Origin of the sequence: Rhizobium sp. LjRoot254 (assembly GCF_964254105.1) — a bacterium.
In the GTDB taxonomy this organism is placed as follows: domain Bacteria; phylum Pseudomonadota; class Alphaproteobacteria; order Rhizobiales; family Rhizobiaceae; genus Rhizobium_E.
The window spans coordinates 3830133-3855171 of the sequence record NZ_CAXUSM020000001.1 but is presented as its reverse complement, the minus strand read 5'-3'; the positions used below and the strand labels follow the sequence as shown (position 1 = coordinate 3855171).

Sequence of the window (25039 nt, the reverse complement as noted above, 5' to 3'; positions counted from 1 at the left end):
GTTCCGGGCGGGCCTGTGGTCCGCCCTCACAGCTTGCCCAGCATATCCTCTTCCGGATAGCAGGTCGGGCTCATGCCGTTGGCTTCCTGCCAGCGGCCGATCGAGCGGCGGGTCTTGTAGCCCGGCAGGCCGTCGACCTTGCCAACGTCGTTGCCCAGCTTCCGAAGCTTCTTCTGCATATGCTCGACATCCGAGCGCAGCATATGGCCGACCTTGCCCCACTTGCCTTTGAAGGCGCCGGAATTGGACGCGACGCGATCGGCGAGATTGCCGATGAACAGCGCGTAGAGATCGGAATTGTTGTATTCCTTGATCACGTAGAAATTTGGAGTGACGATGAATTCCGGACCGTGGCGGCCGGCCGGGACCAGCATCATGCCGCTGGCCTTGAGTTCGCCCGACGGGAAATCCTTGCCCGAAATCCTTGAAATGCCGAGCCCCGACCAGTTGCGGATCGATTGGGCGAGATCGGGACCTTCCTGCGCGCAGGACACACCCGGCGGGATCGTCACTTCATAGCCCCAGCTTCGATTGGCCTGCCAGCCCTTGGCCACCAGATAGTTGGCGATCGAGCCCAGCGCATCCGGCACCGAGTTCCAGATATCCTTGTCGCCATCGCCGTCGAAATCCACCGCGTATTTAAGGTAGCTCGACGGCATGAATTGCGGCTGACCCATAGCGCCGGCCCACGACCCCTTCATCCTGCCCGGGTCGATGCCTTGCTCGACCATCGCAAGCGCCGCCATCAGCTCCTTGTGGAAGAGTTCCTTGCGGTCGCCCATGAAGGCCATCGTGGCCAGTACGTCGATTTCGCTCGATGTGATCTTGGCGCGGCCATAGCCGGTCTCGCGGCCCCAGATGGCAACGACGATTTCGCCCGGAACGCCGTATTTGCGTTCAATCTGCTTGAGCAGACGTGCGTGCGTGGACGCGTAGGAGCGGCCGTTGTTGGCGAGTGTTGTCAGTCGCTTCTCATCGAAATAGGGACCGGGCGAGGAGAATTCGGCCTGGCTCTGTTTCTTCTTTTTCTTCGGCTTCTCGCCGGGAGGCGTGAGATCGGGAAGCTTCCAATTGATCTGCACGCCCGAGAAGGCGCGATCGAAGCTCTTGCGTGAAATGCCGTTCGCTTTTGCCGCCGGCCAGATGTCGCCCTCGATCCAGGCATGGAACTGCTTTTCGACGGCGGCCTGTGACGCGGCGAAGGCGGGGGAGGCGATGGATGCGAGGAGAAGAAGGAATAGGATGGTTATGAGTTTGAAAACACCCCTCTCTGTCCTGCCGGACATCTCCCCCTCAAGGGGGGAGATTGCCTCGTTGCGCTCGCTCGCTCCAATCTCGACATTTGCTTTGGGGCCGGGTGCAAGCAACTTGCCAATCTCCCCCTTTGAGGGGGAGATGCCCGGCAGGACAGAGGGGGGTGAAGCCACGAATGGTGATGGGGGTGAACTCGGCATGCCAACTCCCATCATATCGCCGTCCGCGACCTCAGTGCTGCCGTCAGCGTGCCTTCGTCGAGATAATCGAGCTCGCCGCCGACCGGCACGCCGTGCGCCAGCCGCGTGATCTTCACCTCGAGCCCGGTCAACTGGCTGGTGATGTAATGCGCGGTGGTCTGCCCCTCGACGGTGGCATTGACGGCGATGATGATCTCGCGCACGCCGCCCTGCATCACCCGGTCGATCAGGCCGCGAATGTTGAGATCGTCTGGCCCGATGCCATCGAGCGGCGACAGCGTGCCGCCGAGCACATGATAGGATGTATTCATCGCACCGGACCGCTCCAGCGCCCAGAGATCGGAGACATCCTCGCAGACGATGATCGTCGAACGGTCGCGCCGGTCGTCGGTACAGACGGTGCAGGGGTCCATCGTATCGACATTGCCGCAGTTCGAGCAGATCCGGACCTTCTGGTGCGCCTCGCTCATCGCGCTCGCGAGCGGGCCGAGCAACTGGTCCTTTTTCTTGACGAGATGCAGCGCCGCGCGCCTGGCGGACCTTGGACCCAGGCCCGGCACCTTCGCCAGCAACTGGATGAGTTTTTCGATTTCGGGGCCGGTGACTCGCTTTGCCATGCATTGCTTCTAGCCCATCTAGGGGGCCGTTGTGAAATGTTTCTCCGGGAGCGGCGGCCCGAAACTTCGCTGCTCAGGACAGGCGCTCGAAAGCCGCCTTGACCACTTCGATCTATTCCATGCACGGCATGCGACAGGTTTCGGGCTCGACACGCTGCTCTGGCTCCGCGACGGCATCAATCCCTGGCCGGGCAAGCGTTTCGATTCGTAGCCTAGAACGGGAACTTCATCCCCGGCGGCAGTGGCAATCCGGCGGTGATCGAGGCCATCTTTTCCGCGGCCTGCGCCTCGCCCTTGTCCTTGGCATCCTTGTGCGCGGCGACGATCAGGTCTTCGAGGATTTCGACGTCGTCCTCCTTGAACAGCGACGGATCGATCTTGAGGCCGGTCATGTAGCCCTTGCCGTCGAGCGTCACGGTGACCATGCCGCCGCCGGAGCGACCCTCGATCGAGAGGCTGGCGATCTCCGCCTGCACCTTCTCCATCTTGGCCTGCATTTCCTTGACCTTGCCCATCATGCCCATGAGGTCTTTCATAGAAATTCTCCTATTCGTTGTCTTCCGGAAGCTCGGGCTCCGGGGCCACATCCGCTTCCTCGTCGAGATCTGCCTGGTTGACGCGGACGTCGGTGATGCGTGCGCCGGGGAACCTGGCGAGAATGGCCGCAACGTCTGGATCGGCACGCGCATCCGTCAGCCGGTCGTCGCGCTGCTTGGCGTCTTGTTCTACGAGCGTCAGCCCGCCGGGACCACTCACGACGCTCACCTGCCAGGTAACGCCCGTCCATTCCTTGAGGCGGACAAACAGATCATTGGCGATCGATTTGGGCGCATCGGGCGATAGCGCGATCTCGATCTTGCCCGGCTCCATGCGCACTGGTCGCACGAATTGCCGAAGCTGCGCCTTGAGCTTCATGTCACGGTTTTCGCCTGCCAGGTTGGCGATGTCTGCTAGCGTTTTGAGATGGACCTTCGGCTCAAGCTTTTCCTCGGCCTTCGGTGCGGGTGACATTTCCATGCGTGCTTCGGGCCGGCTGCTCGGTACTGTGCTGAGCATGGCGGTCGGCCCGCCCGACGGCCGGCCCACCGGCTGCTCCATGCCGCGCGCTTCCGTGAGCGGGCGGCTGTCGGCCGATGGGTTCGAGCCACTGGAACGGTTTGCCTGCGACGGTACGGATACCTCGCCAGATAGCAGGCCGGCGATGCGCCGCGCGGCGTCTTCCGGTGCGGGCAGGTTGCCGGCATGGGCGAGGCGGATGATCACCATTTCGGCTGCACCCAGCGGCCGCGAGGAATTCTCGGTTTCCGGAATGCCCTTGAGCAGCATCTGCCAGATGCGGGACAGCGTCGAAACGGCGATCGAACCCGCGAATTCGGCCCCTTCCTTGCGCTCGATCTCGCTGAGCGAGGCATCGGTGGCCGATTCCGGAATGAACTTCAGCCGGGTGACGAGATGGGTGAAATCGGCAAGATCGGTCAGCACGACGACAGGGTTGGCCCCGGCCTCATACTGCGATGAGAATTCCCTAAGCGCCGCAGCCACATCACCCTTCACGATCTCGCGAAAGAGATCGACGATGCGTGCGCGGTCGGCAAGACCGAGCATGGCGCGCACGGCGGATGTCTCGACATGGCCTGAGCCATGGGCGATGGCCTGGTCCAGCAGCGAGAGGCCGTCGCGGGCCGAGCCTTCCGCAGCGCGGGCGATCAGCGCCAAAGCTTCTGTCTCGGCCTCGATTCCTTCTTTCCCGGCAATCGTCGAGAACAGGCCGGCGAGGTCGGAAGCCGGAATACGGCGCAGGTCGAAGCGCTGGCAGCGCGAGAGCACGGTGACCGGCACCTTGCGGATTTCGGTCGTGGCGAAGATGAATTTCACATGCTCCGGCGGCTCTTCCAGCGTCTTCAGCAGGCCGTTGAAGGCCTGGGTGGAAAGCATGTGCACTTCGTCGATAATATAAACCTTGTAGCGCGCCGAGGCCGGGCGGTAGCGCACCTGCTCGATGATCTCGCGGATGTCGTCGATGCCGGTATGCGAGGCGGCGTCCATCTCGATCACATCGACATGGCGGCCTTCCATGATCGCCTGGCAATGTATGCCGAGTTCCTTGAGATCAATGGTCGGCTTGTCGATCGTGTCGGTCTTGTAGTTGAGCGCGCGGGCGAGAATGCGGGCGGTCGTGGTCTTGCCGACGCCGCGTACGCCGGTCAGCATATAGGCCTGGGCGATGCGGCCGCTCTCGAAGGCATTGGTCAGCGTCTTGACCATCGGCTCCTGGCCGACCATCAGGTCGGAGAAGTCCTTCGGGCGATACTTGCGCGCAAGCACCCGGTAGCCGGTCTTCTGGCCTGCCTCACCGGAAATGTCGTCGCCTGCTGCCATCGTCCTGCCGTTCCTCGATTCCGCGAACAAGCCTATCCATATTGGCCGGAAATGGAAATTCCGTCGTCAAAATTATCCGGCACAATGTGAGAGGGTGGGAGGCCAGCACGATGACCCGTACCGAAGCTCGTTGTGGCTGCTTCCTTCCGGACCTGACCAGATTGGCGAGTGGCGCGTCCACCACCAGCCTCCCGGGTTCCATATCGTCAATATCTTTTCCGATTGCAAGCCAAACCTCGAATTATCTGCTAGCATTCATGAAAACATAAGACGGGAGGCGAGGACTTGGCGGCGTTCGAGCTCAATGAGAAACTGCGCGCGGATTCGACATTGGTCGAAAATCTCGGGCTCTGCCAGCTGCGTTTGATGGACGACAAGCGCTGGCCGTGGCTGGTGCTTGTGCCGCAGCGTCCCGGCATCGAGGAGATTTTCGATCTCACCCCGCTCGACCAGGCGATGCTGACTTTCGAGACCAATCTGGTCGGTCAGGCCTTGAAGAAATGCGCCAATGCCACCAAAGTCAATGTCGGCGCGCTGGGCAACATCGTGCGGCAATTGCATGTGCATGTCGTCGCGCGCCACGAAAACGATCCGAACTGGCCGGGTCCCATTTGGGGATACGGTTCGCGTGAAGCCTATGGCGCGGCTGAAAAGCAGGCGCTGATGAAGAAGATACTGGAAAGCCTTTGATGCCGAAATCCTCGATGTTCGATGTTCTCTCGCCTCATCCGGAACCGTCGAGCCTCGTGGCCTTTGCAGGCAACAGGATCGACCGGCAATCCGAACACCGGCCGGACGATTGCGTCGAGGTGGCGCTGAAGCACCACAGCGTGCATCTGTTTGCCTTCGCTCGCGGCCGGTTGGCGCTGAAGCATGAGGAACAAGTCCTCGACCCGCTGTTTGCGCCGCACGAACTGATGGACCTCGAACCCGACTGGGAAAATGCCATCCTGCTCGGTTTCGAGGAAAATGGTGAGCCGCGCGTGGCCGTGCCCGTCGGCATCGATCCCGATGTGGCTCTGGAGCACCTGAAATTCGCCGATGGCCGCACATTGATGCGCGAGGAACTGATCGGCGAGACCTTGCTCGGCGAATTCGCCCAGGCATCAAGCCTGCTAAGCTGGAATCGCGGCTCGCGCTATTGCGGCCGCTGCGGTTCGGAGACCCGCATGGAAGCCGGCGGCTACCGGCGCAGGTGCACATCCTGCGACACGCAATATTTCCCCCGCACCGATCCCGTCGTGATCATGCTGACGGTGGATGAGACCGGCGACCGGGCGCTGCTCGGCCGTTCCTACCATTTCAATCCCGGCATGTATTCGTGCCTCGCGGGCTTCCTGGAACCTGGGGAGACGATCGAGCAGGCCGTGCGGCGCGAAACCTTCGAAGAATCCGGGATTGAGGTCGGCGCGGTGCGCTACCACGCCTCCCAACCGTGGCCGATGCCGCATTCGCTGATGATCGGCTGCTATGGTCAGGCGGAAAGCCTCGAAATCAAGCGCGATGAAGCGGAGCTCGAAGACTGCCGCTGGTTCACCCGCGACGAGGTGAAGGCGATGATCGAGGGCACGCATAGAGAAGAGATCAACATACCGGTCAGCGGTGCGGTGGCATACCGCCTGATCCAGGATTGGATCGACTGGCCGGCGGGGGAGTGAAGGAATGCTGGAATTGGAGAAAGACCGCGCGGAGATCATCGCGGTCGTCAGGAAACAGGAAGCGATGGCGCTGTTCGCTGCCTTCAATGAAGAGACGGCCTTCGACCTCGGCTCGGCGATCTATACGATCGCGCGGAGCAAGCGCTCGCCCGTCGTGATCAACATCAGGACATCCGAACGGGCGCTGTTCCATGCCGCCATGCCCGGTGCGACGCCCGACAACGACCAGTGGGTGCGCCGCAAGAGCAATGTCGTCCTGCGCTTCCACCAGTCGTCGCTGCTCTACGGCCAGTCGATGGCCGCGAAGGGGCGCACGATTGGCCCGGAATGGGGCCTTGATCCGCTCGACTATGCCGGCCATGGCGGCAGTTTCCCGATCCGGGTCAAGAAAGTCGGCGTGATCGGCGCGATCACCGTATCCGGCCTGCCGCAACTCGACGACCACCGCATGATCATCGAGGCGCTCGACCAGTTTCTCAAGCTCGAATTGCCGAAATTCTGAACCGCCGCCGCCATATCGGTGTTATTGGAGGCGGGTAGATAATCCGACGTTACCGATCAACCACGAAGCATATGGAGGACGACCATGAAAAGAACCGCAAACGCGATCTGGCAGGGCACCCTTAAAGAGGGCAACGGTACTCTTACTTCGCAGAGTGGCGCGCTTTCCAGCCTGCCTTATTCTTTCAAGGGCCGCTTTGTCGATGAGTCCGGTCAATCGGGCACCAATCCCGAAGAGCTGATCGCGGCCGCACACGCCGGCTGCTTTGCCATGCAGCTCTCGGCCTTTCTCGCTGAGAACGGCACGCCTGCGACCAAGCTCGATAGCACGGCGACGATCGATCTCGATATGAGCGGGGGCGGTGCCACCATCAAGAGCAGCACCATCGAACTCATCGGCACGGTACCTGGCATCGACGAGGCCAAGTTCAAGGAACTGGCCGACAAAGCGAAGGCAGGTTGCCCGGTGTCGCGCGCGCTTGGCGCGATCGAGGTATCACTCAACGCCCGCTTGGCCTGAACAAAATGGGCCGGACGGTCAGAGCCGTCCGGCCCAATCCTTCACGGCATTCGCCATCGATTTCATGTGATCGGCCACCGAAAATCCGGATATGGCCTTGCGCGGCTTGAGGTCGTGGTCGCCGTCTTCGAGCCAGAGAATCTCGATCTTCTTGGAGAGCGTGTAGCCCGAGACCTCCTCCCGGCTGCCGAATATATCCCGTGTGCCCTGGCAGATCAGTGCCGGCGTGGCGAGCACTTCGAGATGTCCAGTGCGCAGGCTTTCGGGCTTGCCCGGCGGATGGAAGGGATAGCCCAGGCAGAGCAGGCCGGCGACTTTATGCAGTTCGTCGGCGATCATGCTTGCCACGCGCCCGCCCATGGATTTGCCGCCGATGACGAGCTTGCCCTCGGCGCCGAGCTTTTCAACCGCAGCGCGATATTCGCCCATCAGCAATTCGGCCTTCGGCGGCGGCTTGCGGGATTCGGATGTCCTGCGCGCGGCCATGTAGCCGAATTCGAATCGAGCGACTCGGAACCCGGCGCCGGAAAGCGCGGCGCTCATCGTCGCCATCGCTGCAGAATCCATCGGCGCGCCAGCCCCATGCGCAAGCAGGATCGTGATATCAGCGTCTTCCGGGCCTTCGAACAAGAACATCTGCGGGTCCCCATGCAATTGATGATCTGCTCATAGCGGATTTTTCCACCGCCTGTCACGGGTGGCGTCTTTCCGTCGGCACGCTTCGTGCTAACGTCCCGAAGAGCGCTTCACGGGAGGATAGAATGAGCAGCCAGCAACACGCACCCAATTTCAGCCTTGCCGGAAAAGTCACCGTCGTGACCGGCGCAAGTCGCGGCATCGGCCGTGCCTGCGCGCTGGCCTGCGCCGCGGCCGGATCCGACATCGTGCTCGGTGTCCGCGTTCCCGCGAAGGCCGGCGATCTGGTGGCCGAGATCGAGGCTATGGGGCGCAAGGCGCTCGCCGTCGAACTCGACATTCCCAACAAGGATCACATCGCCGGCTTGATCAAGACGGCGGTGGATGCGTTCGGCAGGATCGATGTGCTGGTCAACAATGTCGGCGTCGCCCCCGGTGATCTCGCCGAGCGCGTCGAGGAAAGCGCTGTCGACGAGATCCTCAACATCAACATCAAGGGCACGTTCCTGATGACGCAGGCGGTGGCGCGCCACATGATCACCCGCAAGCAGGGCCGCATCATCTCGATCAGTTCGCAGGCCGGCACCAATGCGCTGCGCGGCGAGGCGATCTATTGCATGAGCAAGGCGGCGATCAATCACCTGACCCGTTGCCTTGCCGCCGAATGGGCCGAACATGGCATCACCGTCAACACCGTCTCGCCGACCTTCATCCATACCGACGGCACGCAGCGCTATCTCGCTGAGGCGGAGAACTACAAGGCAACGGTCGATCACATCCCGCTCGGACGCATCGGCGAGACCAGCGATGTCACCGGTGTGGTCGTGTTCCTCGCATCACCTGCGGCAAGCCTGATCACCGGCGCCAACCTGCTGGTGGATGGGGGCTGGTCGGTTGCATAATCTCATCTGGCGCGCAACCGAGAAATATATTTCATGGCGTGAATTTTATTGACGCGGCATTTCCGCTGTGTTTTATCTCCCCTCACCGGGGCTCGAGGAGGAGCGCCGGATCCACGGATCAGAGGCCGCCTTTCGGGCGCCACGAGCTAATTGGGAGGCTTCGGCCTCGAGGAGGAACTTTGCGCAAATTTTTCACGACAACCGCATTCGCGGCCCTGGCGGCCGCGACATTCATGTCCGGCACCGCAGCGGCGAACGAGAGCCCGTTCAAGTGCAAGCCGGGCGAGAAATACGTGATGAACGTCATGGTCTCGGGCGTCGAATACTGGTTCCCGGTTTATGAAATGTTCAAGCAGGCCGGTCAGCAGATGGGCTGCGAGACTGCCTATACCGGCACGCCGGAATATGACGTCAACAAGCAGATCGCGTCCTTCGACCAGGCTCTGGCCCAAAACCCGGCCGGCATTCTCGTCCATCCGATGAACTCCGATCCGTTCATCGAGCCGATCAACCGGGCCATCGACCAGGGCACGGCGATCGTCACCTTCGCGGCGGACTCGCCGCTCTCCAAGCGCATCTCGTTCATCACATCCGACAACACTCGCGAAGGCACCTATGCCGCCGACGCGATCGCTGCCAAGCTCGGCGGCAAGGGCGAATATGCGGTGCTCGAAAATCCGGGCCAGGACAATCACGACAAGCGCATCTCGGCCTTCATCGCCCGGATGGAAGAGAAATATCCTGACATGAAGCTGGTCGGCCGCGCCGCTTCCAACCAGGATCCGGCCAAGGCCTATCAAGGCCTGATGAGCATCATCCAGGCCAACCCGAACCTCAACGCCGTCTTCATGCCGGAAGCCAATTCGGCGATCGGCGCGGCACAAGCCTCCAAGGAAAGCGGCGGCAAGGTTCTCGTCATGTGCGCCGACGTCAACGCCAATATCCTCGACATGATCAAGGCCGGCGAAGTCTTCGGCTCGATCAACCCGAACCAGGGCATGCAGGGCTATATGGGCTTCATGCTGCTGTGGCTCGCCAAGCACCCCGAACTCATCGACCCGATGAACGACGCCAAGCGCTCCGGCTTCAACGCGATGAGCGTGCCGGTGGTCGACAACGGCCTCTCGATCGTCACCGCCGACAACGCCGACGACTTCTATTGGGACAAGTATCTCAAGCGCCGCGGCACCAAGGGTATCGAGGAATAAGAACGAGGAAGGTTCGGGCGGCCGCCAATGGTCGCCCGGCCGTTCATCTGAGGAAGCACCATGCCTGAACCCGTCCTTGAAATCCGCCATGTGTCGAAGCGTTTCGGCGCGATCAAGGCGCTGACGGATGTCGATTTCTCGCTTCAAAAGGGCGAAATCCACGCGCTTTGCGGCGAGAACGGTGCGGGCAAGTCGACGCTGATGAACATCATCGCCGGCGTGCTGCAACCGGACGAGGGCGAGATCGTCCTCGACGGAAATGTCGTCACGGTGTCTTCGCCATCGACGGCGCAACGGCTCGGCATCGGGCTCGTGCACCAGGAAATCGCGCTCTGCCCGGATGCGACAGTGGCCGAGAACATGTTCATGGCCGCCACCGGCCGCAGCCGGTCGCTCTTGATGAATTACGGCGCGCTGGTGCGGGATGCACAGGCGGTGATGAACAGGCTGGCATCGGTCGATGTGCGCCGCAAGGTGAGCGAACTGCCGATCTCCAGCCAACAACTGGTGGAGATCGCCAAGGCACTGACGCTCGATTGCCGCGTGCTGATCTTCGACGAGCCCACCGCCGCGCTGACCGAAACCGAAGCGCAGATCCTGTTCGGCATCATCCGCGACCTCAAGGCGGCGGGCATTTCGATCATCTATATCAGCCACCGCATGGCCGAGATTTTCTCGCTCTGCGACCGCGTGACGGTGTTCCGCGACGGGCGCTATGTCTGCACCGAGACGATCGCGGAAACCACGCCGGAAGAAGTCGTCCGTCGCATGGTCGGCCGCGAGATCGACCGGCTCTATCCAGCCAAGCTGGCGGCGGATGAGCTTTCCAGCGACACGGTCCTCTCGGTTCGCGGACTGAGTGACGGGAGCCGTTTCGACAGTATCGGTTTCGACCTGAGGAAGGGTGAAATCCTCGGCATCGGCGGTCTGATCGGCTCCGGCCGCACCGAGATCGCTGAAGGCATTTGCGGCCTGAGGCCGGTGACTTCGGGCGAGGTCGTACTGGCCGATGAACCACAGCGGATCACGCGTTACGCCGATGCCGTCAAGGCGGGCATTGTCTATCTCTCAGAGGATCGCAAGGGTTCGGGACTATTCCTGGACCTCTCGATCGCGAGCAACATCTCGGTCCTCGATCTCGCCCGCGTCACCCGGCTCGGCCTGGTCGATCGTGGGGCGGAAGCAAGCCTGGCGACAAGCTTCGCCCGGCGGCTGGGTCTGCGCATGGGTGGCATCGAACAGCCCGTGTCGTCGCTATCGGGCGGCAACCAGCAGAAGGTTGCGATCGCCAAGCAACTCGCGGTCGAGCCGAAAGTCATCATCATGGACGAGCCGACGCGCGGCATCGATGTCGGCGCCAAGTCGGAAATCCACAAGCTGCTGCGCGACCTTGCGAAATCCGGCATCGGCATCATCGTCATCTCGTCGGAATTGCCCGAGCTGCTCGGTCTCTGCGACCGGGTGCTGGTGATCCGCGAAGGCCGGCTGGCAGGAGAACTCGACGCCGACCAGATGTCGGAGGAGGCGGTCATCCGGCTGGCCTCGGGCGTCGGCACAAACAACAAGCAGACGGCGGCGCAAGATGCCGCATGAGCATGACGACACGGGAGGAAAGACAATGGCGGTCGATACGCTGATAACTGCGCCGGACGCGCGCGTGCCCGCCTGGCGGCGGTTCGGCACGATGCGGGAGGCCGGCTTGATCGCCATCATTCTGGCGCTCTGCATCATCATGAGCTTCGCCTCGCCGTACTTCCTCACGCTTGGCAACTTCCGCGCCATGCTGATGTCCTTCTCGATCGAAGGCATCGTGGTCGTCGGCATGACGGTGCTGCTGATCGTCGGCGGCATCGATCTTGCCGTGGGCTCGGTGCTCTGCTTCGCCATGGTCTTTGCCGGCACGATGTTCGTGATGGGCGTCGATCCCTGGACCGCATCATTGCTCGGCATTGCCATGAGCGCGCTGATCGGCGCCGTGATGGGCTTTTTCGTCACCGTCGTGGGGCTCAATCACTTCATCACGTCGCTGGCGGCCATGGTCATCGTGCGCGGCCTCTGCCTCGCCATGACCAAGGGCACCCCGATCTCGTTGTTCACACTGCCGCCGGAATTCAAGGCGGTCGGGCAGGGCTCGATCTACGGCGTGCCTTATGTGATCCTGATCTTCCTCGCGGTGATCATCATCTTCGATTTCCTGCTCCGCCGGGCCACGGCCTTCCGAAAGGTCTTCTACACCGGCTCGAACGAGAAGGCGGCGCTCTATTCCGGCATCAAGACCAACCAGGTGAAGTTCTGGGTGACGGTCATGTGCTCGACGCTGGCCGGCTTCGCAGGCGTCATCTACATGGCCCGCTTCGGCTCGGCGACACCCACATTCGGCGTCGGCATGGAGCTCAACATCATCGCGGCAGCGGTCATCGGCGGCGCCTCGCTCAATGGTGGCTCGGGCACCATTCTCGGCGCCATCCTCGGCATCGCGCTGCTTTCGGTGGTGACCTCCTCGCTCGTCCTTCTCAACATCTCGGTTTACTGGCAGGACATGATAAAAGGCTGCATTCTGCTGGCCGCCGTCTCGGCCGACCATTACCTTCACAAGCGCAAGGCATGACCATGGCGATCGCCAAATCCACATCGAAAGTCGTCACGATCCCCCGCGAGGATGCGGTCAACGCCCGGCTCATGCACCAGGCTCTGGTCATGCATTTCCTCGAAGGCCTGACCCAGGCGCAGATCGCCGACCGGCTCGGCCTGTCGCATGCCACCGTCAACCGGCTGATCAAGCGCGGCCGCCAGCTCGGTCTTGTCGAGATCAAGATCAAGTCGCCGATGGAACCGCTGGTCGAACTCGAACAGCAACTCGTCGCCATCGGCGGCATCAGCCGGGCCGTGGTCGTGCCGACAGTGTCGGACAACCAGCAGACGGCGCTGCAAGCGGTGGGCGAGGCGGCGGCGCGGATGCTGCTCGAATCCATTGCCGACGGCGACACGATCTGCATCACCGGCGGCAAGGGCGTCAGCGCCGTGGTCGCCGGCCTCCACGGTCCGCACGGTTTCGACGTCGAGATTGTTCCGGTCACCGGCTGTGTGCAGGGCAAGCACTATACCGACGTCAACCATGTCGGCGCTTTGATGGCGGAGCGGTTGGGCGGCCTTGCCTACCAGATCCACGCGCCGCTCTTCGCCGACGACGCCGAACAGCGGGCGATGCTGATCGGCATGCGTTCGGTAGGCGATGTCTTCCGCAAGGCGCGCGAGGCCAAGATCGCCGTAGTCGGCATCGGCTCGATCCTGTCCGACGATTCGAGCTATTACGATCTCCACCCGTCCTCCAGCACCGATCGCGTGGCGATCGAAAGGTCCGGCGCGTCCTGCGAGTTGCTGGCGCATCTGCTCGATGTCAACGGCCAGGTCTGCGACTATGCGCTCAACCGCTCGCTGGTTTCGCTGACGCTTGCCGAGTTCGCATCGATCCCGACCAAGATCGGCGTCGCCAGCGGCTCCAACAAGGCAGGTCCGATCCTCAGCGTCATGCGCGGCGGCCATCTCGATACGCTGGTGACCGACGAGGCGACGGGCGCTCGGGTGATCGAACTGGCGGGAGGAGCCCGCTGATGGTGCAGATCATGCGCGAGATCGGCGCCTCAGGCGTATCCGCTTCCGCCGTCGGGCTCGGGACCTGGGCGATCGGCGGCTGGATGTGGGGCGGCACCGACGAAGCCGAATCCATCGCCGCCATTCATGCCTCGCTCGAAGCAGGCGTGACTTTGATCGACACCGCGCCGGCCTATGGTCTCGGCCGCGCCGAGGAGATCGTTGGCAAGGCGCTCGAAGGGCGACGGGAGCAGGCGGTCATCGCCACCAAGTGCGGATTGGTCTGGCACACCGACAAAGGCCGGCATTTTTTCGACCAGGACGGCAAGCCCGTGCATCGTTACCTCGGCCGCGATGGCATCTTCCACGAGATCGACGAGAGCCTGAAGCAGCTCAAGACGGATTACATCGACCTCTACATTACCCATTGGCAGGACCCGACCACCCCGGTCGAGGAAACCATGGATGCGCTGAAAGACTTGAAGAAGGCAGGCAAGATCCGCGCGATCGGCGCCAGCAATCTCGATGCCGGTGACCTCAAGACCTACATCGCGGCGGGCGGGCTCGATGCGATCCAGGAACGGTTCAGCATGATCGATCGCGGCATCGAGGCCGAGCTTTTGCCGCTGACCACGGCCAATGGGATTTCGATCCTGAGCTATTCCTCACTGGCGCTCGGGCTGCTCTCGGGCACCATCGGCCCCGACCGGGTGTTCTCGGGCGACGATCAGCGCAAGGACAATCCTCGCTTCTCCGTCGCCAATCGCCAGAAGGTCGCCCGGTTTGCCGACGCCATCCGGCCAATTGCCGAGGCACACGGCGCCACGATCGCCCAGGTCGTCATCGCCTGGACGCTCGCCCAGCCGGGCGTGACGTTTGCCCTGTGTGGCGCGCGCAATCCGGCGCAGGCGAAGGACAATGCGCGCGCGGGCACGATCGGGCTTTCGCGCGAAGAGACTTCCACCATCGATACGGCCATAGCCTCCTGGCTCGCCGTCATGGACGGGTAGGGGGCCGCAGCAACCCATGAACCGGAATGAGACTTTCAACGGGCTCGCAAGCCGCCCGAGCGCTGAAGTATTGGTCATCGGAGGCGGCATCAACGGCATCAGCGTGTTCCGCGAGCTGGCGCTGCAGGGCGTCGATGTGCTGCTGGTCGAGAAGAGCGATTATTGCTCGGGCGCCAGTGCCGCGCTTTCGCGCATGGTCCATGGCGGCTTGCGTTATCTCGAGAACGGCGAGTTCAAGCTGGTGCGCGAGTCGCTCGAGGAGCGCGACCGACTGCTTGCCAATGCGCCACACTATGTCTCGCCGCTGCCGACGACAGTGCCGGTCTTCGATATCTTCTCGGGCCTTGCCAATGGCGCGGTGCGCTTCTTGGGCCTCGGCCGCAGGCCAAGCCGCCGCGGTGCGGTGGTGATCAAGACCGGGCTGGCGATCTATGATTTCTTCACCCGCGCTAGAGCGATGATGCCCCGACACACATTTCGCGGCAAGGGCACGACGCTGGCGAAATGGCCCCGGCTTAACCCCGACCTGATCGCTTCCGCCACGTACTATGATGCGCAGGTCAGCCATCCCGAGCGCCTGGGCATCGAGCTTTTGCTGGATGGCCTGTCCGCAGGCCCGCATGCCCGGGCGCTGAACTATGCCGAGGTCCGGCGTGGCGGGGATGGCGCGCTTGGGCTTCATGACGAGATCACCGGCAGAACCATCCCGGTCAATGCCGACATTATCATCAACGCCACCGGCGGCTGGATCGACCTGACCAACCAGACGATCCTGCCGGATGTGCAGCCCCAACCACCGCTGATGGGCGGCACCAAGGGTTCCCACCTGATGATCGACAATGTCGAGCTGATGGCCGCGCTCGGCGGTCACATGCTCTATTACGAAAACGAGGACGGCCGCATCTGCATCCTGTTTCCCTATCTCGGCAAGGTGCTGGTCGGCTCGACCGATATCCGCGTCGATGACCCCGGCACGGTGCGCTGCGAGGCCGATGAGCGGGATTACATCCTGCAATCGCTCGCCTTCGTTCTGCCCGATATCCGGATTGCTGCCGAAGAGATCGTCTTCCAGTTCGCGGGCGTCCGGCCGCTGCCGGCGAGCCAGGACAGTTTCACCGGGCGCATTCCGCGCGATCATTTCTGCACCTTCATCGAAGCGGAGAGGACGCCGCCAGTGCTCTGCATGATCGGCGGCAAATGGACCACCTTCCGCTCCTTCGGCGAACTGGCGGCCGACATGGCGCTGGAGCGTCTCGGTAAGCAAAGGCGCACGGATACAATCGCACGGCCGATCGGCGGCGGGCGGGATTATCCGGCCAATCCGGGCCCATGGGTCGCTGATCTGGCGAGCCGCATGGGCCTGCCGCTGGAGCGTGTCGAACAGCTTTTCGAGAGATATGGCACGGGGGCGGAGAAAGTCGCCGAATTCCTGTTGCGTGGTGAAGACCATTTCCTGCCGGACACCGGTTATTCCAGACGCGAGATGATCCACCTCATCCATGCCGAGGGTGTCGAACATCTCGATGATCTCCTCCTCCGGCGCACGACGCTGGCGATCTCCGGACAGCTTTCTCTCATCGCCGCCGATGCCGCACTTGCCGTGCTGGCCGCCGAACGCGACTGGGGCGAGGCCACCCGAAACGCCGAGCGCCACCGCTTTCTCACCCTGCTCGCCGAGCGCAATGGAATCAGTGAGCAAACGCTTTTCTCACGGAATAAAGACAGGAGTATCCTATGCGAAGCAACAGCAAGCGCCGTATGAACCGGCTCTTCGGCAACGGCCGATGCCTTGATGTCGCGATCGACCACGGCGTCTGCAACGAGCCGAGCTTCCTCAACGGGCTGGAGGATATCGAAGGTGTCGTCAAGGCGCTGGTGGCGGCGAAGCCCGATGCAATCCAGATGAACTTCGGCCAGGCCGACCTGTTGCAGGATATGCCCGGCAAGAACAAGCCGGCGCTGGTCATGCGCATCGACATGGGCAATCCCTATAACCGTATCCGCCACAGCCATATGTGGGCGGTGCTGCAGAACGAGGCCGAGCCGCTGATCGGCGCGCTTCAGATGGATGCAGCCTGCGTCGTCGTCAATCTCTTCATGCTGCCCGACGAGCCGGAGCTCTTCAAGCAATGCATCCAGAACATTTCCCGCGTTCGTGCCGATTGTGACAAATACGGCATGCCGCTGATGATCGAGCCGCTGGTCATGCAGCCGGTCACCGAGCACGGCGGCTACATGGTCGATGGCGATTGCGACAAGATCGTTACGCTGACCCGGCTTGCGCGCGAGATGGGGGCGGATATCATCAAGGCCGACCCGACGACCGATGCCGAGGATTTCCACAAGGTGGTCGAGGCGGCGCGCTGCCCGGTTCTGGTGCGGGGCGGCGGCAAGGAGGATCTGCGTATCGTGTTCGAAAAATCGGCCGCGCTGATGAAACAGGGCGCCATGGGCATGGTCTATGGCCGCAATATATACCAGCATGCCAATCCGAGCGCCGTGGTGAAAGGCCTGATGGCGATCATCCACGACGACGCCGGCGGCGCCGAGGCCTATGCGCTTTACGAACAGGGCTGACGGAGATCTGGACCTTGGGAGGGGTTCGCCATGGGAGAATATCTGCTCGGCCTCGATGCCGGAAATACCGTCATCAAGGCCGTCATCTTCGACCTGACCGGCCGGGAACTGGCCTATGCCGCCCGCGAGGGCCATAGCCGGATGCCGAAGGCAGGCCATGTCGAGCGCGACCTGAACGAATTCTGGGCCAATGCGCAGCATGTCATCCGCACCTGCATCGAGAGATCGGGCATAGCAGCGGACCGGATCGCGGCGATCGGCTGCGCCGGACACGGCAATGGGTTCTATGCGCTCGACCGCGACGGCGCCCCGCTGATCGGTATTCAGTCGCTCGATACCCGGGCCTCGCAACTCGCCGATGAACTGGAGGCAACCGGCGTGGGCGACATCGTCTATCCGATCGCGCGGCAGCGGCCATGGCCCTCCCAGACGCCGACCCTGCTCGCCTGGCTCAAGCGCCACGACCCGGCGCTTTTCCAGCGGATCGGCACCCTACTGCTCTGCAAGGACTTCATCACCAACCGGCTGACCGGCGAACGGGTCAGCGATGTCTCGGATATGATTGGCGCTGGACTTCTCGATGTTGCCCAACGACGTTATGACGCTCGCATCCTCGACGCCTATGATCTTGGCGAATGCATGCCTGTCATGCCACGGCTTGTCGAAAGCGACGAGATCGCCGGCCGGGTATCAGCAGAAGCCGCCGCATTGACCGGTCTCGCCGAGGGCACGCCCGTGGTGGGCGGGCTGTTCGATGTCATCGCCTCGGCCATCGGCTCCGGCGTGACGCGGACGGGCGCGGCCTCGATCATCGCCGGCACCTGGAGCATCAACCAGGTGATCGTCGACACACCGGAACTCGATGCGCCGGTCTTCATGTCCTCGAGCTTCGACCGCACCCGCTACATGGCGATGGAAAACAGCGCGACCTCGGCGGCCAATCTCGAATGGATGGTGAACCAGTTCTTCGCCGATTGCCCGGAGGGAACCTCGCCCTTCGATCTCTGCTGCAATCTCGCCGCCTCTGTGGAGCCCCGGATCGCGGCACCCTTCTACCATCCCTTCCTCTATGGCGCACAGGCCGACGGCAACGCGCGGGCGGGTTTTTATGGTGTCGCCGGCTGGCACACCAAGGCGCATCTCATGCGTGCGGTGCTCGAAGGCGTCGCGTTCGGTCACCGCTGGCATATCGAGCGGCTGAGAGGCGCCGGCGCCTCGTTCGACGAAGCGGTGCTTTCCGGCGGCGGCTCGCGCAGCAAGGTCTGGTCGCAGATATTCGCCGACGTCCTCGGCGTCCCGGTGTCGATCGCCCGCTCGCATGAGACGGGCGCGCTGGGCGCGGCAATCGCCGCCGGCACCGGGGTCGGGCTGTTCGCGGATTTCACCGCCGGGGCGGCATCGATGGTCAAGCTCGATCGGCATCATGCGCCAAACCCGGCACTCGCCGCGCTCTATGATCAGCGCTACCAGATCTATTGCGACATCATGGTGGCCATGACGCCGATCTGGAAGCGCATGGCCTCGCTTGGCGCTGCTGCCCAACCCGTTGCTGTCACATCGAGCACCGGTAAAGTTGATGTGAATGCGTGATCTTCCCCGCTGAAGAATTAGGATTGTCGCGAAGGCTCGCGGTGGATAGTCTGTCAAGGTTTCCGGCAGGAGACATGTTTGACGGGACCGCTGTTCGTCTTGTAAATAGCACCCCAGTCATTCCGCCACGAAGAACAGGCCGCAAACGGCCGATAGGGGAAAAATCGATGACGATCCACATTGTGAACCGGCAGTTCAAAGCCCTCGCCGCCACCGCTGCCGTCGCCATTCTTCTTGCCGCCGGCGCGCCTGCATTTGCCGAGACCCCGGCCGATACGCTGGTCGAAGCCTTTGCGATCGACGATATCATCAGCATGGATCCCGGCGAGGCCTTCGAATTTTCGACCGCCGAGATGACCGGCAATTCCTACAGCATGCTGGTCCGCCTCGACATGAGCGACACGTCCAAGGTCACGGGCGATCTGGCCGAGAGCTGGACGGTGTCCGATGACGGCCTGACCTATACGTTCAAGCTCAAGCCCGGCCTGAAATTCGCATCCGGCAATCCGATCACCGCCGAGGATGTCGCATGGTCGTTCGAGCGGGTGATCAAGCTCGACAAGAGCCCGGCTTTCATCATCAACCAGTTCGGCCTCAACGGCGACAACGTCACGGAGAAGGCGAAGGCCGTCGATGCGACCACATTCGTATTCACCGTCGACAAGGCCTATTCGCCGAGCTTCGTGCTGAACTGCCTGACAGCCACCGTCGGCGCGATCGTCGACAAGAAATTGGTGCTGGAGCATGTCGCTGCCGTCACCCCCTCCGAGGAACACAAATACGACAACGATTTCGGCAATGGCTGGCTGAAGACCGGTTATGCCGGCTCCGGTCCGTTCAAGATGCGCGAATGGCGCGCCAATGAAGCCGTCGTCCTTGAGCGCAACGACAATTATTACGGCGAAAAGGCCAAGCTGGCCCGCGTCATCTATCGCCACATGAAGGAAAGCTCCGGCCAGCGGCTGGCGCTCGAGGCTGGTGACATCGACGTCGCGCGCAATCTCGAGCCCAACGATCTCGACGCGATCAAGAAAAACGCCGAACTGTCCACCACCAGCGCGCCGAAGGGCACGGTCTATTATATCAGCCTCAATCAGAAGAACCCGAATCTTGCCAAGCCCGAAGTGCGGGAAGCGTTCAAATATCTCGTCGATTACGACGCGATCGGTTCGACGCTGATCAAGGGTATCGGCGAAATCCACCAGACCTTCCTGCCCAAGGGCGTGCTGGGCGAACTCGACGAGAACCCCTACAAGCTCGATGTCGCCAAGGCCAAGGAACTGCTGGCGAAAGCCGGCCTCGCGGACGGCTTCTCCGTCACAATGGACGTGCGCAATACGCAGCCCGTGACGGGCATCGCCGAATCCTTCCAGCAGAGCCTCGCGCAGGCCGGCGTCAAGATGGAAATCATCCCCGGCGACGGCAAGCAGACGCTCACCAAATACCGCGCCCGCAATCACGACATGTATATCGGCCAGTGGGGGATGGATTATTTCGATCCGAATTCCAATGCCGAGACCTTCACTGCAAATCCTGATAATTCCGACGAGGGCAAGACCAAGACGCTTGCCTGGCGCAACGCCTGGGATGTTCCGGATCTGACCAAGAAGACCGCCGCGGCACTGCTCGAAAAGGATTCCGCCAAGCGCGCTGCAACTTACCAGGAGCTGCAGAAAGCCGTGCTGGAAACCAGCCCCTTCGTCATAATTTTCCAGCAGACCGAAGTCGCGGGCCTCAGCCGCAAGCTGACCGGCTTCAAGCTCGGTCCGAGCTTCGACACCAACTTCGTCTATAACGTTTCCAAGAACTGACCCGGAGGCGGCCGGTTGACCATCATTGACGCATCGGTACCGGCCCGGCGCCCAAAGCCCCGGACCGGCGGTATATTTCTGGCGATATTGCGCTTTCTGGTCATTGTTCTGACCACCTATCTCGGCCTGCTCGCGGTGACATTCTTCATCGGGCGGGTCATTCCCATCGATCCCGTTCTGGCCGTGCTCGGTGACCGGGCGCCGGCAAGCGTGGTCGAACGGACACGCGAGCAGATGGGGCTCAACCTGCCGCTCTATCAGCAGTTCTTCCTCTATGTGAAAGCGGCGGTGACTGGTGATTTCGGCGTCTCGGTGCTGACCACCAACCCCGTCATGACCGACATCCGCCGCGTCTTCCCGGCCACGATAGAACTCGCAACGCTGGGAACATTGATCGGCGCCCTGATCGGCGTCCCCTTTGGCGTGCTCGCCGCAGTCAAGCGCGGCTCGTTCATCGATCAGGTGGTGCGCGCCATCGGACTTGTCGGCTATTCCGTGCCGATATTCTGGCTCGCGCTGCTGTCCCTCGTGCTGTTCTATGCCAAGCTCAAATGGGTGGCGTTCCCCGGCCGTATCGACATTGTCTACGAATACACGTTCACCCCGATCACCGGCTTCTTCCTGTTCGACGCGATGATCCAGGGCAAGTGGGATGTGTTCTGGGACGTGTCCCGCCACATCGTCCTGCCCGCCTGCCTGCTCGGATATTTCTCGCTCGCTTATATCAGCCGCATGACCCGGAATTTCATGCTCAACGAACTCGGGCAGGAATATATCGTCGCCGCCCGCGCGCGCGGGCTTTCGGAAACCCGGATTATCTGGGGCCACGCCTTGAGAAACGCCGCCGTGCCACTGATCACCGTCATCGCACTGTCCTATGCCGGCCTGCTTGAAGGCTCGGTGCTGACGGAAACCGTGTTCGCCTGGCCGGGCCTCGGACTTTACATCACCAATTCGCTGCAGAATGCCGACATGAATGCCGTGCTCGGCGGCACGATCGTCATTGGTTCGGTCTTCATCGGCATCAACCTCGCGTCGGATCTTCTCTACCGCACGCTCGATCCGCGGACGCGCGCAAGATGACAGAACTGACCTCGAGCCGCATTACACGCCGCGAATGGCTGATGTCCGAACGGCCGCAATCGCGCATGCAGGCCCGTCTCGGTCGGGCCTATATGACCTGGGCGCGTTTCCGTGCCAACCGGATGGCCGTGCTAGGGCTGGCGATCATCGCAGCGCTGATCATGATCGCGGTTTTCGCGAGCGTGCTGGCGCCGCATAATCCACTTGCGGGCGATCTTGCCGGCTCCCGCCTGCTTCCTCCGGGAACTGACGGGTTCCTGCTCGGAACCGACGATCAAGGCCGCGATATCCTGTCTCGTCTGCTTTATGGCACGCGGCTGACGCTTCTCGTGGTCGCACTGGTGGCCGTCATCGCGGCACCGCTGGGTCTGGTCGTCGGCACGGTGTCCGGTTATGCCGGCGGCTGGATCGATGCCGTCCTGATGCGGATCACCGATATTTTCCTGTCGTTTCCCAAACTGGTGCTGGCTTTGGCCTTCGTCGCCGCCGTCGGCCCCGGCATCGAAAACGCCGTCATCGCCATCGCGCTCACCTCTTGGCCGCCCTACGCCCGCATCGCGCGCGCCGAGACGCTCGCCCTGCGCAACTCCGAATATATCGATGCTGTGAGGCTGATGGGTGCCTCGCCGTTCCGCATCGTGTTCAGGCATGTCATGCCGATGTGCCTCTCCTCCGTCATCGTCCGCGTGACGCTCGACATGGCGGGCATTATCCTCACCGCCGCCGGCCTCGGTTTTCTCGGCCTCGGCGCGCAGCCACCGTTGCCGGAATGGGGCGCGATGATCGCATCCGGCCGCCGTTTCATTCTCGACCAATGGTGGGTAGCCACCATGCCCGGCGTCGCCATCCTGATCGTCAGCCTCGGCTTCAACTTTCTCGGCGATGGCCTGCGCGATGCGCTCGATCCCCGGGAGAGCGGCCAATGAGCAGCCTGCTGACCGTCAAGGACCTGAGGGTCAGCTTTCCCACCCGCACAGGACGTGTGGAGGCGGTGCGCGGCATATCGTTCGAGCTCGGCCGTGAAAGGCTCGGTATCGTCGGCGAAAGCGGCTCGGGCAAATCGCAGACCGGCCGTGCCATCATCGGCCTGAACCCGCCCCATGCGGAGGTCTCTGCAAAAGAACTGACCTTCGACGGCATGGACTTCCTGTCGGCGACGCCGAAGCTGCTGCGCGAACTGCGTGGCGAAGGCATTGCGATGATCCTGCAGGATCCGAAATACTCGCTCAACCCGGTCATGACCATCGGCAGCCAGATCGTCGAGACGCTCCGGTCACGCCGCAGCATGAGCAAATCGGAGGCGCGCGAAAAATCGCTCGCCATGCTCGAAGCCGTGCAGATCGACAATCCGAGCCGCGTCTTCGATCTCTACGCGCATCAGGTCTCGGGCGGCATGGGCCAGCGCGCGATGATCGCCATGATGCTGATATCCGAACCTGAACTGCTGATTGCCGACGAGCCGACATCGGCGCTCGACGTGACGGTGCAGCTCGAAATCCTGCGCATCCTCGACAAGCTCGTCAGCGAACGTGGCATGGGCCTGATCTTCATCTCGCACGACCTGCGCCTGGTCTCCTCCTTCTGCGATCGCGTCATCGTCATGTATGCCGGCAAAATCGTCGAGGAATTGAAGGCATCGGAACTGCCGAACGCCAAGCATCCATATACAAAGGGGTTGCTCAATTGCATGCCATCGATCGGCACAAGCCGGCACCCGCTCCCCGTGCTGGAGCGAAAGGCCGAATGGGCACTATGAACGAGGTCATCTCCATCGACGGCCTGTCGGTCGATTACTCCGGTTATCTGGCGCTCGACCGGGTCGGCCTCTCGGTGAACGAGGGCGAGTCCTTCGGCCTGGTGGGTGAATCCGGATCCGGCAAATCGACGCTGCTGCGCGCCATCGCCGGCCTGGCACCGGTGAGCGCGGGGAGCATCGCAGTTGAGGGTACCGCGCTCGCAGCCAGCCGCCGCAGCCGGGCCTTTTACCGCCGCGTTCAGATGGTGTTCCAGGATCCCTACGGCTCGCTCCATCCCCGCCAGACGGTCGACCGCCAGTTGCTCGAACCGCTCGTCATTCACGGCATCGGCGATGAGGAACGGCGGATCCAGACCGCGCTGGATGAGGTCGGGCTGAGCTCGGGTTTCCGCTTCCGTTATCCGCATCAGCTTTCGGGCGGGCAAAGGCAGCGCGTGGCCATCGCCCGCGCTCTTATCGTCGAACCGTCGATCCTACTCCTCGACGAACCGACATCGGCGCTGGATGCGTCGGTGCAGGCCGAAGTGCTCAATCTGCTCGAACAGATCCGCCACGACCGCGGGCTGACCTTTCTCATGGTCAGCCACGACCTCGGTGTCGTCACCCATATGTGCGATCGCCTGGCGGTCATGCAGACCGGCCGGGTCGTCGAGAGGCTATCGACCACCGATCTCATCGCCGGCAGGATTTCCGAGAGCTACACGAGCAAACTGATGCTGGCGAGCAAGGGTTTTACGCGCGACCAGCTTGGCGTCTAGAGCCTCTTGCATTGAAATGGAACCGGTTCTGTTGGCTCAAGCGGAGTCGCATGTTTGACCGGCGGGCGCGCGTCGTAGCCAAAGCATACGGCCAAGCCGGCCGGTCAAAGAGGCGGCCCGCTTCAGCCAACCCGAAGGGCCGGGCATCTTTCCGCCAGGATCAGAGGCGATCGGCTCGGCCGTACATCCGGGTACGACCTTCGCCAATCGCCTCTGCCCTGACGAAAACCTGCTCCGGCAGAACCGATTCCATTTCAATGCAAGAGGCTCTAGCTATCGATCGACCGCGCGGGCACGCCCCGGATGTCGTTGGAGTTGGCGGGATGAATATCATGAGACACATGCTCCGCAAGATAGAGGCAGTAGTCATCGAGCGCATCAGCGAGCGCAAGTGCAGCCTCCGTCTCGCGCCAGCCAGCGCGGATCATCTGGAGCACGATCTGCCTTGCAACTGCCGCCGCTTCCCTGCGGCTTTCTAGCGAGCGTCTTCGGTCCCTTGGGCCGGTTGTTGGTCCTCGAACCTCAATTGTGTTCAGCATGACAGACCCCTTGAGTGTATGATGTGCAGATACAATACCCCTTAATTTTAAGGGGTCTACTCCTATATATTATGATTGAAAGATGTAAGTGACCGAGCCGGCAAGCCATTTTGGGGAATGACAGGGGTACGATGCCGTCCGGTCAATTCAGATATGCGCTGATTTGATCGGCCGATCAACACACAAAATTAGCAAGTGCGCAGATAGTCGGGCGGTTCAACCATCAAGCTGCCGGGCGACGGCAGTGAGATGGAAATCACGCGCCTCGAATAGAGCCAGATCTCGGGACACCCGGCCTGGGGCGACGTGCGACGCGCTTGATGAATGAACGTTCCGGCGACCTGCATTATTCGCGGTTGAGGAACGATGGGGCAGCGGCAAATCGCCCACACTTACCTACCGCTCCGGGTCGTTCGTTCTTTCTGCCCCGGCCCGTTGCTGCAAAATCT

Annotated in this window: 25 protein-coding genes and 1 other RNA gene; 19 read left to right on the top strand and 7 right to left on the bottom strand. The window is 62.2% G+C overall.

Annotated elements, in window-relative coordinates; translation table 11 throughout:
• Nucleotides 1-26 precede the first annotated feature (26 nt).
• Both ACSQ26_RS18935 and recR read right to left on the bottom strand, forming a co-directional pair.
• The gene (locus ACSQ26_RS18935) at nucleotides 27-1286 is read right to left on the bottom strand and encodes a lytic murein transglycosylase (RefSeq protein WP_436011545.1); all 1260 of its coding nucleotides are present in this window, start codon (nucleotides 1284-1286) and stop codon (nucleotides 27-29) included.
• Nucleotides 1287-1465: 179 nt separating this feature from the next.
• Nucleotides 1466-2071 carry a recombination mediator RecR gene (gene recR, locus ACSQ26_RS18930; protein ID WP_436011543.1) on the bottom strand — a complete coding sequence of 202 codons (606 nt, stop codon included), beginning with the start codon at nucleotides 2069-2071 and terminating at the stop codon, nucleotides 1466-1468.
• 31 nt (nucleotides 2072-2102) lie between these two features.
• Here recR and ACSQ26_RS18925 point away from each other — a divergent pair, with 31 nt between their 5' ends.
• Entirely contained in the window at nucleotides 2103-2282 is a 180-nt protein-coding gene (locus tag ACSQ26_RS18925; protein WP_436011541.1) for a hypothetical protein, read from the top strand.
• Between the two features lies 1 nt (nucleotide 2283).
• On the opposite strand, the gene ACSQ26_RS18920 is transcribed toward ACSQ26_RS18925, so the two are convergent.
• The 3 genes from ACSQ26_RS18920 to ffs form a co-directional block, all read right to left on the bottom strand.
• Nucleotides 2284-2607, bottom strand: coding sequence for a YbaB/EbfC family nucleoid-associated protein (locus tag ACSQ26_RS18920; protein WP_258160370.1), 324 nt, complete (start codon nucleotides 2605-2607; stop codon nucleotides 2284-2286).
• A 10-nt stretch (nucleotides 2608-2617) separates the two neighbouring features.
• Nucleotides 2618-4450: a DNA polymerase III subunit gamma/tau gene (locus ACSQ26_RS18915; RefSeq protein ID WP_436011539.1), complete on the bottom strand. Its 1833-nt coding sequence runs from the start codon at nucleotides 4448-4450 to the stop codon at nucleotides 2618-2620.
• Between the two features lie 94 nt (nucleotides 4451-4544).
• An RNA gene (ffs, locus tag ACSQ26_RS18910) (signal recognition particle sRNA small type) lies at nucleotides 4545-4642 on the bottom strand.
• Between the two features lie 93 nt (nucleotides 4643-4735).
• Between ffs and ACSQ26_RS18905 the strand changes: the two genes are divergently transcribed.
• The 4 genes from ACSQ26_RS18905 (at nucleotide 4736) to ACSQ26_RS18890 (ending at nucleotide 7129) form a co-directional block, all read left to right on the top strand.
• The gene (locus ACSQ26_RS18905; protein WP_436011537.1) at nucleotides 4736-5140 is read left to right on the top strand and encodes an HIT domain-containing protein; all 405 of its coding nucleotides are present in this window, start codon (nucleotides 4736-4738) and stop codon (nucleotides 5138-5140) included.
• Nucleotides 5140-6108, top strand: coding sequence for an NAD(+) diphosphatase (gene nudC, locus ACSQ26_RS18900; RefSeq protein ID WP_436011535.1), 969 nt, complete (start codon nucleotides 5140-5142; stop codon nucleotides 6106-6108). Before ACSQ26_RS18905 ends, nudC begins: the two co-directional genes overlap by 1 nt.
• Before the next feature lie 4 nt (nucleotides 6109-6112).
• Complete coding sequence (locus ACSQ26_RS18895) at nucleotides 6113-6610, top strand: heme-degrading domain-containing protein (protein ID WP_436011533.1); 498 nt, start codon at nucleotides 6113-6115, stop codon at nucleotides 6608-6610.
• Between the two features lie 84 nt (nucleotides 6611-6694).
• Nucleotides 6695-7129 carry an OsmC family protein gene (locus ACSQ26_RS18890; RefSeq protein ID WP_436011531.1) on the top strand — a complete coding sequence of 145 codons (435 nt, stop codon included), beginning with the start codon at nucleotides 6695-6697 and terminating at the stop codon, nucleotides 7127-7129.
• An 18-nt stretch (nucleotides 7130-7147) separates the two neighbouring features.
• Here the strand turns inward: ACSQ26_RS18890 and ACSQ26_RS18885 are convergent, their stop codons facing one another.
• Nucleotides 7148-7765: an alpha/beta hydrolase family protein gene (locus ACSQ26_RS18885; RefSeq protein ID WP_436011529.1), complete on the bottom strand. Its 618-nt coding sequence runs from the start codon at nucleotides 7763-7765 to the stop codon at nucleotides 7148-7150.
• Nucleotides 7766-7890: 125 nt separating this feature from the next.
• Between ACSQ26_RS18885 and ACSQ26_RS18880 the strand changes: the two genes are divergently transcribed.
• The 14 genes from ACSQ26_RS18880 to ACSQ26_RS18815 all read left to right on the top strand — a co-directional run bounded on the left by ACSQ26_RS18880 (nucleotide 7891) and on the right by ACSQ26_RS18815 (nucleotide 24051).
• Nucleotides 7891-8667 carry an SDR family NAD(P)-dependent oxidoreductase gene (locus tag ACSQ26_RS18880; RefSeq protein WP_436011527.1) on the top strand — a complete coding sequence of 259 codons (777 nt, stop codon included), beginning with the start codon at nucleotides 7891-7893 and terminating at the stop codon, nucleotides 8665-8667.
• Between the two features lie 179 nt (nucleotides 8668-8846).
• Nucleotides 8847-9875 (top strand): substrate-binding domain-containing protein, encoded by a 1029-nt coding sequence (locus ACSQ26_RS18875; RefSeq protein WP_436011525.1) that lies wholly within the window; start codon nucleotides 8847-8849, stop codon nucleotides 9873-9875.
• Nucleotides 9876-9935: 60 nt separating this feature from the next.
• On the top strand, nucleotides 9936-11468 hold the full coding sequence (locus ACSQ26_RS18870) for a sugar ABC transporter ATP-binding protein (RefSeq protein WP_436011523.1): 1533 nt from the start codon (nucleotides 9936-9938) through the stop codon (nucleotides 11466-11468).
• A gap of 25 nt (nucleotides 11469-11493) precedes the next feature.
• Entirely contained in the window at nucleotides 11494-12483 is a 990-nt protein-coding gene (locus tag ACSQ26_RS18865; protein ID WP_436011521.1) for an ABC transporter permease, read from the top strand.
• A 2-nt stretch (nucleotides 12484-12485) separates the two neighbouring features.
• Entirely contained in the window at nucleotides 12486-13487 is a 1002-nt protein-coding gene (locus ACSQ26_RS18860) for a sugar-binding transcriptional regulator (protein ID WP_436015352.1), read from the top strand.
• Nucleotides 13487-14476, top strand: a complete 990-nt coding sequence (locus ACSQ26_RS18855) for an aldo/keto reductase (protein ID WP_436011519.1) — start codon at nucleotides 13487-13489, stop codon at nucleotides 14474-14476. Before ACSQ26_RS18860 ends, ACSQ26_RS18855 begins: the two co-directional genes overlap by 1 nt.
• A gap of 16 nt (nucleotides 14477-14492) precedes the next feature.
• Nucleotides 14493-16238, top strand: a complete 1746-nt coding sequence (locus tag ACSQ26_RS18850; RefSeq protein WP_436011517.1) for a glycerol-3-phosphate dehydrogenase/oxidase — start codon at nucleotides 14493-14495, stop codon at nucleotides 16236-16238.
• Nucleotides 16211-17053, top strand: coding sequence for a class I fructose-bisphosphate aldolase (locus ACSQ26_RS18845; protein WP_436011515.1), 843 nt, complete (start codon nucleotides 16211-16213; stop codon nucleotides 17051-17053). The genes ACSQ26_RS18850 and ACSQ26_RS18845 overlap by 28 nt, the downstream gene beginning before the upstream one ends.
• 30 nt (nucleotides 17054-17083) lie before the next feature.
• Complete coding sequence (locus ACSQ26_RS18840; protein WP_436011513.1) at nucleotides 17084-18643, top strand: FGGY-family carbohydrate kinase; 1560 nt, start codon at nucleotides 17084-17086, stop codon at nucleotides 18641-18643.
• 167 nt (nucleotides 18644-18810) lie between these two features.
• Nucleotides 18811-20454, top strand: coding sequence for an ABC transporter substrate-binding protein (locus ACSQ26_RS18835; protein WP_436011511.1), 1644 nt, complete (start codon nucleotides 18811-18813; stop codon nucleotides 20452-20454).
• A gap of 21 nt (nucleotides 20455-20475) precedes the next feature.
• The gene (locus ACSQ26_RS18830; RefSeq protein ID WP_436015350.1) at nucleotides 20476-21537 is read left to right on the top strand and encodes an ABC transporter permease; all 1062 of its coding nucleotides are present in this window, start codon (nucleotides 20476-20478) and stop codon (nucleotides 21535-21537) included.
• The gene (locus tag ACSQ26_RS18825; protein ID WP_436011509.1) at nucleotides 21534-22463 is read left to right on the top strand and encodes an ABC transporter permease; all 930 of its coding nucleotides are present in this window, start codon (nucleotides 21534-21536) and stop codon (nucleotides 22461-22463) included. Before ACSQ26_RS18830 ends, ACSQ26_RS18825 begins: the two co-directional genes overlap by 4 nt.
• The gene (locus ACSQ26_RS18820) at nucleotides 22460-23293 is read left to right on the top strand and encodes an ABC transporter ATP-binding protein (RefSeq protein WP_436011507.1); all 834 of its coding nucleotides are present in this window, start codon (nucleotides 22460-22462) and stop codon (nucleotides 23291-23293) included. The genes ACSQ26_RS18825 and ACSQ26_RS18820 overlap by 4 nt, the downstream gene beginning before the upstream one ends.
• The gene (locus ACSQ26_RS18815; protein ID WP_436015348.1) at nucleotides 23290-24051 is read left to right on the top strand and encodes an ABC transporter ATP-binding protein; all 762 of its coding nucleotides are present in this window, start codon (nucleotides 23290-23292) and stop codon (nucleotides 24049-24051) included. Before ACSQ26_RS18820 ends, ACSQ26_RS18815 begins: the two co-directional genes overlap by 4 nt.
• 269 nt (nucleotides 24052-24320) lie before the next feature.
• Here the strand turns inward: ACSQ26_RS18815 and ACSQ26_RS18810 are convergent, their stop codons facing one another.
• Entirely contained in the window at nucleotides 24321-24488 is a 168-nt protein-coding gene (locus ACSQ26_RS18810) for a hypothetical protein (RefSeq protein ID WP_436011505.1), read from the bottom strand.
• Nucleotides 24489-25039: the final 551 nt, after the last annotated feature.